This window comes from Arthrobacter sp. B0316-1-20 (genome assembly GCF_059091865.1).
Map to the genome: position 1 here is coordinate 1 of NZ_JBNHHC010000041.1, position 15,250 is coordinate 15,250.

At 65.7% G+C, this 15,250-nt stretch carries 17 protein-coding genes and 1 tRNA gene; 14 read left to right on the plus strand and 4 right to left on the minus strand.

The genetic code is table 11. The annotated features are described in order from the left end of the window. The first annotated feature begins 21 nt into the window (after positions 1-21). Positions 22-97 (plus strand) — tRNA-Phe (locus AC5RW2_RS33975). A gap of 107 nt (positions 98-204) precedes the next feature. Here the strand turns inward: AC5RW2_RS33975 and AC5RW2_RS33980 are convergent. Continuing rightward, positions 205-399 (minus strand): GMC oxidoreductase, encoded by a 195-nt coding sequence (locus AC5RW2_RS33980; RefSeq protein WP_494075006.1) that lies wholly within the window; start codon positions 397-399, stop codon positions 205-207. A gap of 510 nt (positions 400-909) precedes the next feature. On the opposite strand from AC5RW2_RS33980, the gene AC5RW2_RS33985 reads away from it, so the two are divergent. From AC5RW2_RS33985 to AC5RW2_RS34025, 9 genes are all read left to right on the plus strand, one after another. After that, a complete protein-coding gene (locus AC5RW2_RS33985) occupies positions 910-1,221 on the plus strand; it encodes a DUF3040 domain-containing protein (RefSeq protein ID WP_494075005.1) in 312 nt (103 codons plus the stop codon). Between the two features lie 879 nt (positions 1,222-2,100). Further along, the gene (locus AC5RW2_RS33990; RefSeq protein ID WP_493952547.1) at positions 2,101-2,871 is read left to right on the plus strand and encodes an MBL fold metallo-hydrolase; all 771 of its coding nucleotides are present in this window, start codon (positions 2,101-2,103) and stop codon (positions 2,869-2,871) included. 22 nt (positions 2,872-2,893) lie between these two features. Further along, the gene (locus AC5RW2_RS33995; protein ID WP_493963526.1) at positions 2,894-3,667 is read left to right on the plus strand and encodes an alpha/beta fold hydrolase; all 774 of its coding nucleotides are present in this window, start codon (positions 2,894-2,896) and stop codon (positions 3,665-3,667) included. Positions 3,668-3,817: 150 nt separating this feature from the next. After that, entirely contained in the window at positions 3,818-4,384 is a 567-nt protein-coding gene (locus AC5RW2_RS34000) for a hypothetical protein (protein ID WP_493963525.1), read from the plus strand. Between the two features lie 191 nt (positions 4,385-4,575). Further along, positions 4,576-5,001, plus strand: a complete 426-nt coding sequence (locus AC5RW2_RS34005) for an Asp23/Gls24 family envelope stress response protein (protein WP_493963797.1) — start codon at positions 4,576-4,578, stop codon at positions 4,999-5,001. A 31-nt stretch (positions 5,002-5,032) separates the two neighbouring features. Beyond that, positions 5,033-5,224 carry a hypothetical protein gene (locus tag AC5RW2_RS34010; protein ID WP_493952550.1) on the plus strand — a complete coding sequence of 64 codons (192 nt, stop codon included), beginning with the start codon at positions 5,033-5,035 and terminating at the stop codon, positions 5,222-5,224. Beyond that, positions 5,221-5,703: a hypothetical protein gene (locus AC5RW2_RS34015; RefSeq protein WP_493963524.1), complete on the plus strand. Its 483-nt coding sequence runs from the start codon at positions 5,221-5,223 to the stop codon at positions 5,701-5,703. Before AC5RW2_RS34010 ends, AC5RW2_RS34015 begins: the two co-directional genes overlap by 4 nt. Beyond that, positions 5,700-6,323, plus strand: coding sequence for a hypothetical protein (locus AC5RW2_RS34020; protein WP_493963523.1), 624 nt, complete (start codon positions 5,700-5,702; stop codon positions 6,321-6,323). The genes AC5RW2_RS34015 and AC5RW2_RS34020 overlap by 4 nt, the downstream gene beginning before the upstream one ends. Beyond that, complete coding sequence (locus AC5RW2_RS34025) at positions 6,320-6,931, plus strand: hypothetical protein (RefSeq protein ID WP_493963522.1); 612 nt, start codon at positions 6,320-6,322, stop codon at positions 6,929-6,931. Before AC5RW2_RS34020 ends, AC5RW2_RS34025 begins: the two co-directional genes overlap by 4 nt. 49 nt (positions 6,932-6,980) lie before the next feature. Here AC5RW2_RS34025 and AC5RW2_RS34030 read toward each other — a convergent pair whose 3' ends face one another. After that, the gene (locus AC5RW2_RS34030) at positions 6,981-8,843 is read right to left on the minus strand and encodes a glycoside hydrolase family 13 protein (RefSeq protein WP_493952554.1); all 1,863 of its coding nucleotides are present in this window, start codon (positions 8,841-8,843) and stop codon (positions 6,981-6,983) included. Between the two features lie 254 nt (positions 8,844-9,097). Here AC5RW2_RS34030 and AC5RW2_RS34035 point away from each other — a divergent pair, with 254 nt between their 5' ends. The 4 genes from AC5RW2_RS34035 (at position 9,098) to AC5RW2_RS34050 (ending at position 13,478) form a co-directional block, all read left to right on the plus strand. Further along, positions 9,098-10,447, plus strand: a complete 1,350-nt coding sequence (locus AC5RW2_RS34035) for an ABC transporter substrate-binding protein (protein WP_493952555.1) — start codon at positions 9,098-9,100, stop codon at positions 10,445-10,447. A 94-nt stretch (positions 10,448-10,541) separates the two neighbouring features. Next, on the plus strand, positions 10,542-11,507 hold the full coding sequence (locus AC5RW2_RS34040; protein ID WP_493952556.1) for a carbohydrate ABC transporter permease: 966 nt from the start codon (positions 10,542-10,544) through the stop codon (positions 11,505-11,507). Further along, a complete protein-coding gene (locus AC5RW2_RS34045) occupies positions 11,504-12,460 on the plus strand; it encodes a carbohydrate ABC transporter permease (protein ID WP_493952557.1) in 957 nt (318 codons plus the stop codon). The genes AC5RW2_RS34040 and AC5RW2_RS34045 overlap by 4 nt, the downstream gene beginning before the upstream one ends. 7 nt (positions 12,461-12,467) lie before the next feature. Then, the gene (locus tag AC5RW2_RS34050) at positions 12,468-13,478 is read left to right on the plus strand and encodes a LacI family DNA-binding transcriptional regulator (protein WP_493963521.1); all 1,011 of its coding nucleotides are present in this window, start codon (positions 12,468-12,470) and stop codon (positions 13,476-13,478) included. Positions 13,479-13,539: 61 nt separating this feature from the next. Here the strand turns inward: AC5RW2_RS34050 and AC5RW2_RS34055 are convergent, their stop codons facing one another. After that, positions 13,540-14,364 (minus strand): DUF8083 family protein, encoded by an 825-nt coding sequence (locus AC5RW2_RS34055; protein WP_493952559.1) that lies wholly within the window; start codon positions 14,362-14,364, stop codon positions 13,540-13,542. A gap of 1 nt (position 14,365) precedes the next feature. Beyond that, complete coding sequence (locus tag AC5RW2_RS34060) at positions 14,366-15,169, minus strand: exodeoxyribonuclease III (RefSeq protein ID WP_493963520.1); 804 nt, start codon at positions 15,167-15,169, stop codon at positions 14,366-14,368. Positions 15,170-15,250 lie beyond the last annotated feature (81 nt).

A 15,250-nucleotide genomic window follows, 5' to 3' on the forward strand; every position in this document is an offset into this window, starting at 1 on the left:
ATCATCGCAAGATGTTGCCACGGCTCTGTAGCTCAGTTGGTAGAGCGTTCGACTGAAAATCGAAAGGTCACCGGATCGACGCCGGTCGGAGCCACCAGCAAAACGATATGAACCCCGGAACTCCTCGAGTTCCGGGGTTTCGTTCTTCCTGGGAGCCTCCAGGAGTGGTTCGCTGGTCTTGAGGCCCTCCTGTGGCTGAGATCTTCAAGTCTTCCCGGCGACGTCTACGCGTTCCTCTGGGATCAGGTCTGCACCCAGCCCAAGCCAGGCCAAGGATGACCTGGGAGCGCTTTTATTGCCCGATGACCTGATCGGGAACACCGAGGCATCGACAATCCGCAGCCCCCCAACGCCTCGGACGCGCAGCGGGAGTCGACGACGCGCCCGAAATCCGGTCAGACCCCTGAGTTATTCCGAAAGTGAACTCGACCGGAACCGTCGGGTGCATGGTGGCTCAGGGCTCGGCTGAAACGCGGAAGCTTTCGTGAGGCCAGGCGCGTGAGTAAGCACTGACAGTTGATCGAGCATTTACCAGACGCATTCTTTTCGGCTAGCGCTGTTCATATCCCCTTTCTTCGGTGTTGCTACTGTCACCATTTTTATTTTTTACTTAACTTGGCTTTTTGGCTACTGTCGATGTAGGGGGGAGGCAAGAAAAATGTAATGCCATTTTAAGGAGAGTTTTTGCAGGGTCATCATCCATCTGCCCGAAACGAATTCAAGCTCGTGGGAAAAGCAACTAGTCAACATCGTGCAGAAAAAAGGTTCCGAACACCTTCAGAAGCCGAACTCCTGGTTAGGTCGCAGGCAAGCAGTGCGCCTTGGCGGGGCCGTGCCGCGACGTCTCCGGGGCCTGCCCGACCGGGAACTGAACCACTGGGAGGAGCCGTTTAGGTGTTAGGGAAGGATGTGTCTCTGTCTAACAACGAACGAAAGCAGCTGGCGGAACTGGAAAGGCAAGTCAGTGCCGACGATCCTGTATTTGCCCGAAATTTCCGGGCTCCAAAACCCGCTGATTCGACGATTGCTCCGTGTTGGTCCGGGCTGCTCCTCTTGTTGATTGGGGTACTGGTAGTAGTGGTTGGAATCGTCACGCAGCTGCCTCTCGTTGGCATGATTGGCTTTCTGCTAATAGTTATAGGCGGGTTAGCTAGCAGGCCCTCGAAGAAATCACACGCGCCAGCCGCGAAATCCAGCCCGCCACAAGTTGCCAACAAATAAATTGCAAGCCATATGTTTGACACAAACGGATTGGCGATAACTGCCCCCGGAAGGACGAGCAGACCTTCCGGGACATCTTAATAGTCGGCAGTGGTATTGGCCATCGTCGCGGGAGAGAAGCGTCGACGTTGGAACACCTGCCAACCCAACGTTCACATTCCTCAATGAAATATAAGGAGCTCTAGGTTGGTACCTGAAACTAATTTTGAAGCCCCGTCCCGCCGCCCACATCAGCTGCTTACAGCCAGCACGATGGATAGGCTGACGGGCAGCGGCCATGGCAAGGCCAGAGGACACCAGGGGGCCGAGGCCTTGGAGAAGCAGTTGCACCGATGGGTGGGTGAGGGTGGGGCTTTGCCAGCCGATGCACACTCCGACTCCGAGGGCCGTCACCGAAAGTGACCTGGAAGCTACTGCCGTTACTGGATACTCGCGGGACTACCGGGACGCTAGCGCGACTCAGTCCTTGAGCAGCCGGTTTACCGCGTCGATGTTGGCCCGCGTGTATTTGAGCCGCTTTTCTGGTGCCGGCCGTTTGGCCAGTGCCCTGCCGATAAAAAATACCAACAGGGCAGTGAACGCCCACCTGCCATCGGGACTCGGCGATCCAAATCGCCGCCAGCGCGCAACCGGCGGCGAGGGTCAGGATCAAATATCCGAACATTCTCATGGTTTGCCTCCCGTTATTCGGTGAGGGCGGGATAGTCGCCGTCCCATGCACCGATTGTGCCCGCTGGGTCCGTCAGGCACCATCCACGGCCAGCTACGTGCCTGGTAGCACGGCTGGGAAAACGAAGCCCCGCAGTCCTGAATCAGGACGCGGGGCTTCGTCGTCTCCCGCCTCTGTCCACGGCGGGCTCCGTGCGGGAACATAGGCACATGAGCGAAACGGCATTCACCCATGTCGGGGGGCCGACAGCCTTGCTGGAGTATGGCGGCTGGACCTTCCTGACCGACCCCACCTTTGATGACCCGGGCGAGTTCCCGGCCCCGACCGGGACCTTGGTGAAGACCATCAGGCCGGCCATCCAAGTTGAAGACCTGCCGGCGGTGGATGTCATCCTGCTTTCGCATGACCAGCATGTAGACAACCTGGATTCCTCGGGCCGGCAGTTGGTGGAATCCGGCGGCTCCAAAGTCCTCGGAACCCTGGAGGCAGCGGAAAGGATTGCCGCTGTCACCGGCATGGCTCCCTGGGAGCGGTCAGTGCTCGAGGCTCCCGACCGCGCCACAATCACCATCACTGCCGTCCCTGCGCAGCACGGACCGGACGGGTGCGAACCCGTGGTCGGTACGGTGACCGGGTTCGTTCTCACGGCATCCGATTTGCCGAGCGTTTACGTCAGCGGTGACAACGCGTCGCTGGAGGTAGTAGGCGCCGTTGCCGAACGGTTCGCACCGATTGGCCTGGCGGTTCTCTTCGCTGGCGCCGCCCGGGTGGGCGTTTTCGACAACGCTGCGCTCACGCTGACCGCCCGAGATGCGGCCAAAGCCGCCCGGATGCTGGAAGCGACAGCCGTGGTGCCGGTCCACGCCGAGGGCTGGAGCCACTACAGCGAAGGCCACGCTCAGCTCCGCGCCGAATTCTCGGCCGGCAGCCTGGATGACCGGCTTCGGGTCCCCACTCCGGGAGAGAAGCTGTCCCTGTAGGCCAACTCGCTACAGTGGACTGATGCCGCACCTTGCCTTCGAGGCGTCCGGACCCGAATCCGCTGAAGCCATCCTCTTCCTGCATGGGGCAGGCTGGCCGGGCATCACGTGGCACCAGCAAATGAAGTATTTCTCCGGGTCTTACCGCTGTCTGGCCGCGGACCTGCCGGGGCATGGTGCCAGCAGCGGCATTGCTTGGCAGAGCCTGGACGCAACCGCAAAGCTGGTGGCCGAACTCATCGAATCCGTCACGGACAAGCCGGTCCATCTGGTCGGGCTGTCGATGGGTGGCGACGTGGGCCTGCGGCTGCTGGCACACCGTCCGGAGCTGGTGCAGACCGCCCTTCTGACGGGTGTCCTCGTGCTTCCGGTGCCGCGGTGGATGCTGAAGGCGCAGCTTGCCCTCGCGGGCCTGACCAAGAACCGCGTCCTCTGGCGGGCTTCGGCCAAGTACCTGCGGCTCGGGCCGGAGCAGATGACTGAGTACCTGGCGGGGAACCAGCCGCTGGACCCGCAGCAATACCGTGCCATCATCTCGGAAATCTTCGTCGGCACGAATGTCGAGGGCCTCGACAAGGCCGCCTGTCCGGTGCTCATCGCGGCCGGCGAAAAGGAACCGCGGCAGGCTCGGGAGTCAGCGGCTGTGCTGGCCGGGCTGTTGCCGAACGCCCGTGGCGGGCTGGCACCGAAGTCCCCGCACGAGTGGCCGATGAACCGTCCCGAGCTCTTCAACCGGACGTTGGAGGACTGGTTGCAGGATCAAGCGGTGTTGCCGGGCACATTGCTTCCAGCCTGACCTCCTCGCCGGCCCCTTCCCAGCCTACGCACTGGTCCCAGCCCCTTCCCAGCCTCCATTCAGGATGACCGGCCTACCATGGGTGGGTATTCCGAGTGCCGCCTGCACCTGATGAGGCACTAACCGGGGACGATGGGAGCGAGGAGCGTAGTGCAGGCCCTTCTGAAGATTGCAGCCGGCGGCCTGGCAACGGCCGTCATGCTGACATCATGCAGCAGCGCGGATCCGGCAGAGGAACCAACGACGGCGGTGCCTGCCCCCTCTGCATCGGCCGCTCCCCAACTGCAGACCGCGCCTGCGGAAGCGCCCGTCGCACCCGACCCGGCTCCTGAACCAACCGCCACGGCAACGCCCAGCCCAACACCGCCGTCGGGCTCCACTGACGTCAAGGGACGCGGCGAACCAGGCAAAGGCACCGGGGTGTGGGGCCGTTACGGAGACCAGGCCGACGCTTGTGCGGCGGTGGCGGCGAACATGGCCTCACTGCTGCTGGTTCCGCTCGGCTTCATGACCGGCGTGGAGGACTCCCAACTGGAGTCCCTGCAAAAAGAACTGGACGAATTCAGCCGCGGCGTCCCGCCCGAGCTCACTGATGACCTGGACCGGGTGGAGCAGCTGCTGGAGCAGGCAGCACCCGACCACAAGATCGACGTCACAGCCTTTGCCGAAGCACTTGAGCCGGTACAGGACTGGCTGGCCGAACACTGCGGGGAATGAGGCGTTAGGCTTGCCCTGAGAGTCAGCACAGCCGCCAGGGAGAACAGATGCACAACAAGGATCGGCCCCCCGCCCCGTCCGTAGGAGATGCTCCTAGGGAAGTCCCTGTCTCCGCACCCGCTGCAACACCGGTCGGCGGCACGGATCTGCCGAACCTGCAGGAATCCGGACAAGTCGGGACTGACCCGTCGATGCTTCCCGACTCGGCGCTGGGCATCCCTGCCGCTCCGGGGCGCACCACTATCTCAGAGACAGCCGTGGCCAAGGTCGCGGCCGTCGCGGCCCGCTCCGTTTCGGGGGTCTACGCGCTGGGCAGCGGCACCGCGCGTGCCTTGAGTGCACTGCGCGATGTGGTGGGCGGTGGTGATGCTGCCGCCCAGGGCGTGCACGTGGAGGTCGGCCAGACGCAGGTGGCCGTGGACATCAGCCTGGTGGCTGTCTACGGCAAGCCGCTGCACGAGCTGGCGAGCAGCGTGCGCGCGGCGGTTTACACCGCCGTCGAGCAATTGGTGGGGCTGGACGTGGTTGAAGTGAATGTAGAGATCAACGACGTACACGTGCCTGGGCTGGACCCGAAGGCACCGGCGGAGAAGCCCGTCCGGCAAGTGGCCCAGTAACAGGATGCGCGGGACGGTGGGAGGAGCAAGGATGAGCTACACGGTGGTCGGCATGGCCGTCGGAGCGGCGCTGGCGTGGGCCGCGCTGGTGTTCCACTTCTGGGGATTCCTGCTGATGGCGGTGTTCCTGATCGTGGGGGCGCTGCTGGGCCGGGCCGCGGAAGGAAAACTCGACTGGCGCAGCATCCGCGATGCGTTGACCGGACGCCGCTCGTCTTCATGACGGACCGTGCCGTGGACGCCGAGAACGTGCCTCCCCGCCCGGACTGGCCAGTGCCGGGCTACCGGCCGGACGGACAGCCATTGGTGCCGCACCCGGCCGAGCCGTCACACCCGGCCGGGCCGCCGGCGGAGCGCTACGCCGGGCACACCCGGGTCAGCACACAGGCCTTGACCAGCACCGCGCAGGGTGCCGCGGCACAGCTGCTGGGAATTCCGCCGGGGCTGGTCCGCGCCACGTGGAGTGACGACGCCGGTTCCCTGGCTCTGTCTCTGGCGCTTCCCGTCGGCATCCCCTCGCTGGACCGGGTACTGCGCGACCCCCAGGTGGTGGCCGGCTTCGGCGGCTCGGTCTGGGACCGGGCCCATGCCGCCAAGGGGGCGATCCTGGAAGAGGTCTCGCGGATCAGCGGTTCGCGGCTGAGCCGGGTGGACATCAGGGTCACCGGCATCCGCGTGCAAGAAGGAGGCAGGGTCCGGTGAGCCACACCGAGGTTGAAAGCGAACGGCCGGTCAAAGAGCGTTCGGCCGACGACCGTCTGGAGCGCTTGGCCAACCGGGAATTGCGCAGTTCCCGAGCGACGGCGTCGGTGATTGCCGCCGCCGTTGTTGGTCTGGCTGGCCTGTACCTGTTGCTTGAATCCGCGTTGAAGGCAATCGGGCAGCAGCCATGGCTGGCCATGCCGGAGGAGATAGCCAGCTGGCTGCACCAACTGCCGGGCAACGTGGCACCGGCGGTGCTGGGTGCGTCCGGGGCACTGATCCTGCTGCTGGGGCTGTTCTTCTTCCTGCAGGGAGTGCTGCCTGGGCATCTGCACCGTCACCGCATTCCCAGCCGCCGCGGCGTGGTGGTGGTGGACGATGAAGTGCTCGCCGCCTCGCTGGCACGCCGCGCCCGCATCGAGGCGGAAGTGGCGCGTGAGCAGGCGCTGGTGGTGGTGTCGCGCGGCTTGGTGGAGGTCAGGCTGCGGCCCACGTCCGGCATTCCGGTGGACGCCGATGCCATCCAGTTGGCGGTGGAGGACGAAGTCCGGCGGGCACAGATCAGCCCGGTCCCGCAGGTGCGCGTCTTCGTCTCCAATTCCGGGGTGGTGGGACAGTGAACCAGACGCCCCGGACCCTCAACCGCATCCTGATCACCATCCTCGGGCTGCTGCTGATGCTGGCTGGCGGCACCGCCCTGGCGCTGGCGCTGGTTCCGGCGCTGGCGGGCTGGTGGCACGCCGTCACCGAACAGGCCGGCATCAACCTGCGGACGGTGCTTGATGCCACCACTGTGCCCGGCCAGCGGGACAGCTGGTTGTGGATCGTGGTGTCCCTGCTGTTGCTCCTGCTGGTGCTGCTGATGATTGCCTGGGTGGCGCAGCAAGGCAAGGGTCGCACCGGAACCATTGCCGCTGATTACGACGGCGACGGCGCGCCCGGCGCCGTCCAGCTCAGCTCCGGCGTGGCCGAGCAGGCCTTGCGTGCCGCGCTCCAGGAACGCCACAGCATCCTGCACGCAACCGTCACTGCCTACGACTACGACGGCGGCGGGGCCCTGCGCGTCCGGGTGGTGCCCCGGCTGGGCGTGTCACCGCAAGCCGTGGCCGACGAAGTCTCCGACCTGGTGGAAGCACTGGACCTGGCCCTCGGCATGCACTTCCCGGTGGTGATCCACCTGGTGGCCGGCGCCCGCTCGCGCCTGGTCCGCGCCGACCGTGTCCGGTGACCGTGGTTGGTGCAGGCCGCCAAGCGACCAGTGGCCGGAGCGGGCGGGCCTAGCGACCGGTGGTCAGCCAGGCGGCGGCGTTCGGTGCCAGCGAGCCGCTGTCGGCGGTCCGGTCCGTCGACGCCACCAACACCGAAGCGCCAGGGGGCAATCGGATCGCCGAGCTGCCCAGGTTGGCCAGCACCTGCACCGTTCCGTTGCGGTAGCTCAAGACTCCGGACGCCGGATCGTGCTCCGGCGTCCACTCCAGGCTGCCCTGGCCCAGCTTCCGCTCGGTGCGAAGGCTCAGCGCCGCCCGGTAGAGTTCGTAGCTGGACTCCGGCACACCCACCTGCCGATCCACTGCGTAGCGGGCGAAGCCCTCCGGCTGCGGCAGCCACGGTTCGTGCTGGGTGGAGCCCCAGCCGAAGCCATGCGCGTTTGCCCGCCACGGAATCGGAACGCGGCAGCCGTCGCGGCCGCGCTCTTCGCCGCCGGTACGGAAGAATGCCGGATCCTGGCGCACCGCGGCCGGCAGGGTGGTGTGTTCCGGCAGGCCCAGCTCATCGCCCTGGTAAATGTAGGCGGAGCCGGGCAGCGCCAGCATGACCAGCGCTGCTGCACGGCCACGGGCGTAACCGAGTTCCTCGTCGGGCTGTTCGTCGTCCGGGCCAATACCCTTGGGGAACGTGGTGGGGTCGGCCAGCCCATAGCGGGAGCTGTGCCGGACCGTGTCGTGGTTGGACAGCACCCAGGTGCTCGGCGCGCCCACCGACGCTGCCGCCGCCAGCGAATCGTCAATGCTCCGGGCCATGCGCTCCGCATCCCAACCCGCCAGCAGGAAGTCGAAGTTGAAGGCCTGGTGCATTTCGTCCGGCCGGACGTAGGCAAAGAGCCGCTCGACCGGCTCTACCCAGGCTTCCGCCACCAGCATGCGGTCGCCGTCGTACTCGGCCAAAACCTTGTGCCAGTCCCGGTAGATCTCGTGCACGCCGTCCTGGTCGAAGTAGGGCGGGGTATCCGGATGGACGGTGGCTTCCGCCAGACCCACAGCCGGCAGGCCTGCTGACTCGAAACCGGCTGCGACCGCCGTGCCCTGGACCCCACCGCCGGCCGGTTCCAGCACCTGCTCCTGGGCCGGGCGGGCATCCGGGGCCGGCGATGCGCCGGCCGGCTTGCCGACCGGAACCCCGTCGTCACCAAGCAAGGCGTCTTCGCCGGGCATCCGCTCGTTGCCGGCCACCATCGACGTCCTCGCCGCCCAGTCCGGCAGGCCGTCCGCCTTGACCAAACCGTGGGCCACATCAATCCGGAAGCCGTCCACACCGCGGTCCAGCCAGAACCTCAGGACGGAGACCATCTCCGCCTGGACCTCCGGGTTCTCCCAGTTCAGGTCCGGCTGGGTGGAGTCGAACAGATGCAAGTACCACTGGCCCGGCGTGCCGTCGGGTCCGGTGGTCCTGGTCCAGGCGTTGCCACCGAACACTGACTGCCAGTTGTTGGGCGGCTCGGCGCCGTCCGGGCCTTTGCCGTCGCGGAAGATGTAGCGGGCGCGCTCGGGCGAACCCGGGGCGGCCGCCAGCGCGCTGACGAACCACTCGTGCCGGTCGGAGGTGTGGTTGGGGACCAAGTCGACGATCACCCGCATACCAAGTTCATGCGTGCGTGCCAGCAGGGAGTCGAAGTCTTCGAGCGTGCCGAAGAGCGGATCGACGTCGCGGTAGTCGGCCACGTCGTAGCCTGCATCGTTCTGCGGGGAGACGTAGAAGGGCGAAAGCCAGATGGCGTCCACGCCCAGGTTCTTCAGGTAGGGGATCTTGGCGCTGATGCCGGCCAGATCGCCCATTCCATCGCCGTTGCTGTCCGCAAATGAGCGCGGATAGATCTGGTAGATGACGGCGTCGCGCCACCACGGTACGGATGCTGCAGCCATTGACACTCCTCGGCTCGCGGGTCAGGACCACTTCCAGCCTAATAATCTTCACGGCGGAGTGGGCGGGCCCGATCGCCCGGTGACCGTGAATGCGGCACAGATCACGATTCGATATCGAAGCGCCCGGCCGCAAAAATGTGTCTTGCCGCACACTTGGTAAGCGTTTACGTTACCAGTTACCAGATCGGTACTTGGGGTGGCTTCTTCCTGACCTGACAAGCGTCTGCGCGGCCACCGGACAAAGGAGTCACATCATGCACATCGCACGCTCCAGAAAGGCCGTCCTGCCGTTGGCCGCGTTGAGCGCCATGGCACTGACACTCTCCGCCTGCGGGGGAAACACGGAAGAGCCCAGTGGGTCGGCGGCGGCCGCCGACTGTTCCGCCTACGAGTCCTATGGCACCTTTGACGGCGCCGAGGTCAGCGTCTACTCGACCATCACGGATACCGAGGAGGAGAAGCTGGTGCAGTCCTGGGCGGACTTCGAGGAGTGCACCGGGATCGACGTGGTGTACGAGGGCTCCAACGAATTCGAGACGCAGCTCCAAGTCCGCGCCCAAGGCGGCAACCCGCCCGATGTGGCGATCATCCCGCAGCCCGGCCTGCTGGCTGCGCAGGCACGCGCCGGGAACCTCAAGCCTGCACCGCAGGAAGTTTCCGACCTGGTGGACAAGAACTGGTCTGCGGACTGGAAGGACTACGGCACGATTGACGGCACGTTCTACGCCGCTCCGATGCTGGCCAGCGTCAAGGGCTACATCTGGTACTCGCCGTCCGCTTTCAAGGACAAGGGCTGGGAAGTCCCGCAAACATGGGACGAGATGATGGCGCTGACCAAGACCATCGCGGACGAGGGCACCATGAAGCCGTGGTGCGCCGGCTTCGAATCCGGCGACGCGACCGGCTGGGCCGGCACCGACTGGATCGAGGATGCCTTGCTGCGCCAGGCCGGTCCGGACGTCTACGACCAGTGGGTCAACCACGAGATTCCGTTCAACGATCCGAAGGTGACCGACGCGTTCGACGCCGTCGGAGACATCCTGAAAAACGAGGACTACGTCAACGGCGGCATCGGCGATGTCCGCTCGATCATCTCCACCTCGGTGGACGACGGCGGCCTGCCGGTGATCGACGGCAGCTGCGCCATGCACCACCAGGCCACCTTCCAGGCGGCCAACTGGCCCGAGGGCACCAACGTGGCCGAGGACGGCGACGTCTGGGCCTTCATCACCCCGGGCCAGGAAGCCGGCGCCAGCGCCATCACCGGCGGCGGCGAGTTCGTGGCTGCCTACACCGAAAGCGAAGAGGTCTCGGCCTACCTGCAGTTCATGGCCTCGCCAGAGTTCGCCAACAAGCGGGTGGAGCAGGGCGCCGCGATCAGCGCCAACAAGGGCCTTGACCCGGCCCTGGCCACCAGCGACTTGGACCGCCAGTCCATCGAACTGCTGCAGTCGGAGGACACCACCTTCCGCTTCGACGGTTCGGACCTGATGCCCGGAGCGGTGGGCGCGAACTCCTTCTGGAGCGGCGTTGTGGAATGGATCAACGGCAAGTCCACCAAGGAAGTGGTGGACTCAATCGAGGCCAGCTGGCCTTCGGACTAAGCCCGTACCCGTAGCCCGGCCGTGCCTCCTGTGGTGACTGCAGGCGGCACGGCCGGGCACGACCCTTCCCTTCCACGCACCAAGGAGGAGTGCCATGGAAGACGTTGGCGAAAAGCTGGTGCAGGTAGTGATCGCGCTGGCGGTCTTTGCCGCGATCATCGCCCTGATCATGCTGTTGGTGGACCGGGCCCCGAAGACGTTCCGCGATAAGGCGACGGTCATTGGATTCCTGGCCCCCGCCGTCGTGCTGTTGGCTATTGGGCTGATTTGGCCGGCCATCCAGACCACCTACCTGGCGTTCACCGACCGCAACGGAACGCCCAACGGTGTGGACAACTTCGTGTGGATGTTCACCCAGCCCGAGGCGCTGGTCACGCTGCGCAACACCCTGCTGTGGGTCGTCCTGGTGCCGCTGATGTCCACCGGCATCGGGCTGGCCTACGCCGTGTTCATCGACCGGGCGCGCGGCGAGAAGGCGCTGAAGGCGCTGGTTTTCATGCCGATGGCCATTTCCTTTGTGGGCGCCGGCGTGATCTGGAAGTTCATGTACACCTACCGCGGGACCGAACGCGAGCAGATCGGCCTGTTGAACCAGATGCTGGTGTGGTTCGGCGGCGAACCCAAGCAGTTCCTGTTGGACGCGCCGGAGAACACCTTCTTCCTGATCGCTGTGATGGTTTGGATCCAGACCGGGTTCGCCATGGTGATCCTCTCCGCGGCAATCAAGGGCATTCCCACCGAAATTGTGGAGGCTGCCCGGCTGGACGGGGCGAGCGCCCGCCAACAGTTCTTTTCCATCACCATCCCGTCCATCCGCGGGGCACTGATCGTGGTGGTCACCACCATCACCATCGGCACATTGAAGGTCTTCGACATTGTGCGGACGATGACCGCGGGCAACTTTGAAACATCGGTGGTGGCCAACGAGATGTACACCCAGGCGTTCCGCGCCGGCGAGCCGGGACGCGGCGCCGCGCTGGCGCTGATCCTGTTCCTGATGGTGCTCCCGATCGTGCTCTACAACGCCCGGCAGCTGAAGAAGCAGAGGGAAATTCGATGAGCGCAACGCCTGCCATCCCGGCCGCTCCCGAGGCAGCAGTGGCCAACGCCGCCGAAGTGCAGATTCCGATCGCCAGCCGGGTCAAAAAACGCCTCACCTCACGCGGGGCCACTGCGGCGGCGATCATCATTGCCGTCATCTGGACAGTGCCGACCTTCGGACTGTTCATCTCCTCGCTGCGGCCGGAAGACAATATCCAGGCCAACGGCTGGTGGAACGTCCTGGGCGACCTAGAGTTCACCACCAAGAACTACACCGACGTGCTGGCTTCCGGGGGCGGTTCCGCGTCCAACTTGGGCCAGTACTTCATCAACTCGCTGGCGATCGTCATCCCCGCCACCATCATTCCGTTGGTAATCGCCTCCATGGCGGCCTATGTTTTCGCCTGGGGCCGGTTCCGCGGCAAGGACACGTTGTTCATTTTCATTTTCGCGCTGCAGATCGTGCCGCTGCAGATGGCGCTGATCCCGCTGCTCTCGCTGTTTATCAACCTCAAGATCGGCGAGTTCCAGCTGCTGCCGTCCGGAACCTACGCCCAGCTGTGGATTGCGCACAGCATCTTCGCGCTGCCGCTGGCCATCTTCCTGCTGCACAACTTCATCTCCGAGATCCCGGGCGAAGTCATCGAGGCAGCCCGGGTGGACGGGGCGGGCCACGCGACGATCTTCTGGCGGATCGTCCTGCCGCTGTCCGTGCCGGCGATTGCCGCCTTCGGCATTTTCCAGTTCCTTTGGGTCTGGAACGACCTGCTGGTGGCGCTGGTGTTCTCCGGCGGCACCGCGGACGTCGCACCGATCACGCAGCGGCTGGCGGAGCTGACCGGTACCCGTGGCGACGAGTGGCACCGCCTGACGGCAGGGGCCTTCGTCTCCATCATTGTGCCGTTGGCAGTGTTCTTCGGCCTGCAGCGCTACTTTGTCCGCGGCCTGCTGGCGGGTGGTCTCAAGGGATGAGGATGCCGTGACCGGGATCGACGACGTCGCCCGGGCCGCCGGTGTCTCGACGGCTACGGTGTCGCGTGCCCTCCGCGGTCTGTCCGGGGTCTCCGCCGCCACCCGCGACCGGGTGCTGCAGACGGCCGACTCGCTCGGCTATGAGCCGTCGTCGTCGGCGGCCCACCTGGCCTCCGGGCGCACCATGGCGATGGGCGTGCTGCTGCCGATGATTGAGCGCTGGTACTTTGCGTCCGCGCTGGAAGGCGTGGACCGGGTCTTGCGGGCAGCGGGGTACGACCTGATCGTGTTCAGCCTGGGCGGCACCGGCACCAACCGCGAACGTGTCTTCCACCGGTCCATGCTGCGCAAACGGATTGACGCGCTGTTGGTGATGTGCATGCAGTTGACGCCGGACGAGCTGGCGGCCCTGCGGGCGCTGGAGTATCCCACTGTGATTGTGGGCGGCCACGTGAACGGGCTGCGCAGCGTCAGCGTGGACGACACCGCCGCTGCCACCGACGCGGTGGAATACCTCATCTCGCTCGGCCACACCCGGATTGCGCACCTGCAGGGCGGCGGCGCCTACGGCATCGACTTCGACGTGCCGCGCCGGCGCGAGCAGGCCTTCCGGGACACCATGGCCCGTCACGGCCTGCCGGTCCGTCCGGAATGGCAGGCCATGGGGGACTTCCGGTTTGCCGGCGGCAAGGCAGCCGCCGGCCAGCTGCTGGATACGCCGGGGGAGCGGCCGACGGCGATCTTCGCCTCCGCGGACGAGATGGCCTTCGGCGCGCTGCAGGCCGCCCACGAACGGGGGCTTCGGGTGCCCGAGGACGTTTCCGTCGTGGGTATTGACGACCACGAGTTCGCCGAGCCGATGGGCCTGACCACCATCCGGCAGCGGCCGGACGAGCAGGGTGCCTATGCCGCGGAGCTGCTGCTGGCTGAACTGCAGGGCAAGGCACGCCTGGAGGTGCCGCGGATCCAGCCGCACGAACTGGTGGTCAGGGCGTCAACCGGGCCACCGCCGTCGTAAATCACCGCCGCAGCGACGTTCGTTTGCAGCAGGGGTGGGCACGCGGTGCTGGCTGGAGCGGTCAGGAGGCGCGGGCCAGTTGACGGATCTTGATCCAGCGACCGGCCAGTCGCCGGTAGGCGGCAGCGGCGCCGGTCATGTCTCCGTCGGCCAGCGATTCAATACCAGCGTGCACGTCCGAGGGTGATTCGTCCGGGTAGACCAGTTCGGCTACCCGGCCGTAGTCCAGCTCCACGATGGCATCCGCCGTGAAGGTCTCCAGCCACTCGATCAGCTCGGTCAGTTCTTCCAGCAGATCCAGACCCGGGGCAGCCACGGCCAGCGATGCCGCCGCGTAACGCGCCCGGTCGATGCACTGCGGAACCGGGGCGGCCAAGCGGACGGTCTGCAGCGTGTGGTCCGTCTCCACCTTTTCGGTGTGGTCGTCCTCGCGGAACAGCACGAACCAGCCGAACGGAATGCCCCAGGTGGAGCTGCGCGTGTGCAGCTTGGCGAGGGAATCCACAAAGTTGTCCGGATCCAGCCGCGACTGCTGGGCGTCGCGTGCGGCTTCCGGCACCAGCAGACCCAGCAGCGGGTCCCGCAGACTGCTCGAGAGCGATTCGGCGGCCAAGGTACTGCGGACGGCCAGCTGGTTGGGGCAATACCGCGGGGCGGTGATGCCATCGGCCGTCGGGTAATGCAGGACCCGGATCAAGTCCTCGCTGGAATGCGGGAACGGATCGGACACCGTGCGCGTGATCCGGCGCAGCGAGTCACCGCGGTCCAGGTTCTCCGTCACGTCCCGACCGCGCCCGCGCTGGCTCATGATGAGCAGCTGCTGGTCGTCGTCGAACACATCGAGTGGTTCGAAGACCCGCAGGTAGGAGACGTACGGAAACTTCATCTCAGTCCAGCTCCGCGATGACCGGGGCGTGGTCCGAGGCGCCCTTGCCCTTGCGCTCCTCGCGGTCGATCATCGCGCCGGTGACGCGGGCGGCCAGGGCGGGCGAGGCCAGGATGAAGTCGATGCGCATGCCCTCCTTCTTGGGGAAGCGCAGCTGGGTGTAGTCCCAGTAGGTGTAGACGCCGGGGCCGGGGGTGTGCGGCCGGACCACGTCCACGAATCCGGCCTCTTCGAAGGCGCGGAAAGCGGCACGCTCCGGCTCGGTGATGTGCGTGGCGTTTTGGGCGCGGAACCATTCGATGTCCCAAACGTCGTCGTCGGTAGGGGCGATGTTCCAGTCACCCATCAGGGCGAGGTTCAGAGTGGGGTCGGCCTGCACCCAACCGGCGGCCTCCTCCTTGAGGGCCTTCAGCCAGTTCAGCTTGTAGGGCATGTGGGGATCGTCGACCGCCCGGCCGTTGGGAACATAGAGGCTCCAGACCCGCACGCCGCCGCAGGTTGCCCCGATGGCGCGGGCCTCGGCGGCGGTGATTTCCTCGGTCTTGCCGAAGTGCGGCTGGCCGGGGAAGGTCCGTTCCACGTTATCCAGGCCGACCCGGGAGGCAATGGCCACGCCGTTCCACTGGTTCAGGCCGAAGTGCGCCACTTCGTAGCCGTTCTTCTCGAACAGGTCCCACGGGAAGTTCTCATCCTTGGCCTTGGTCTCCTGGATGGCCAAGACATCCACGTCTGAGCGCTGCAGCCAAGCCTCAACACGGTCGGCGCGGGCACGGATCGAGTTCACATTCCAGGTAGCAATCTTCACAACAGCTACGTTACCCAACCGGCGCAGGGTGCGCTTCTCGTCCGGGCCAAACGGGCCCCGAGGAGGCGAAACGGGGCTTGG

Bases quoted from the DNA above. Each gene is read 5' to 3' on its own strand.
- AC5RW2_RS33990 (WP_493952547.1), top strand. From the start codon at position 2,101: ATGAGCGAAACGGCATTCACCCATGTCGGGGGGCCGACAGCCTTGCTG.
- AC5RW2_RS34005 (WP_493963797.1), top strand. From the start codon at position 4,576: ATGCTTCCCGACTCGGCGCTGGGCATCCCTGCCGCTCCGGGGCGCACC.
- AC5RW2_RS34015 (WP_493963524.1), top strand. From the start codon at position 5,221: ATGACGGACCGTGCCGTGGACGCCGAGAACGTGCCTCCCCGCCCGGAC.
- AC5RW2_RS34010 (WP_493952550.1), top strand. From the start codon at position 5,033: ATGAGCTACACGGTGGTCGGCATGGCCGTCGGAGCGGCGCTGGCGTGG.
- AC5RW2_RS34045 (WP_493952557.1), top strand. From the start codon at position 11,504: ATGAGCGCAACGCCTGCCATCCCGGCCGCTCCCGAGGCAGCAGTGGCC.
- AC5RW2_RS33995 (WP_493963526.1), top strand. From the start codon at position 2,894: ATGCCGCACCTTGCCTTCGAGGCGTCCGGACCCGAATCCGCTGAAGCC.
- AC5RW2_RS34055 (WP_493952559.1), bottom strand. From the start codon at position 14,364: ATGAAGTTTCCGTACGTCTCCTACCTGCGGGTCTTCGAACCACTCGAT.
- AC5RW2_RS34030 (WP_493952554.1), bottom strand. From the start codon at position 8,843: ATGGCTGCAGCATCCGTACCGTGGTGGCGCGACGCCGTCATCTACCAG.
- AC5RW2_RS34040 (WP_493952556.1), top strand. From the start codon at position 10,542: ATGGAAGACGTTGGCGAAAAGCTGGTGCAGGTAGTGATCGCGCTGGCG.
- AC5RW2_RS34035 (WP_493952555.1), top strand. From the start codon at position 9,098: ATGCACATCGCACGCTCCAGAAAGGCCGTCCTGCCGTTGGCCGCGTTG.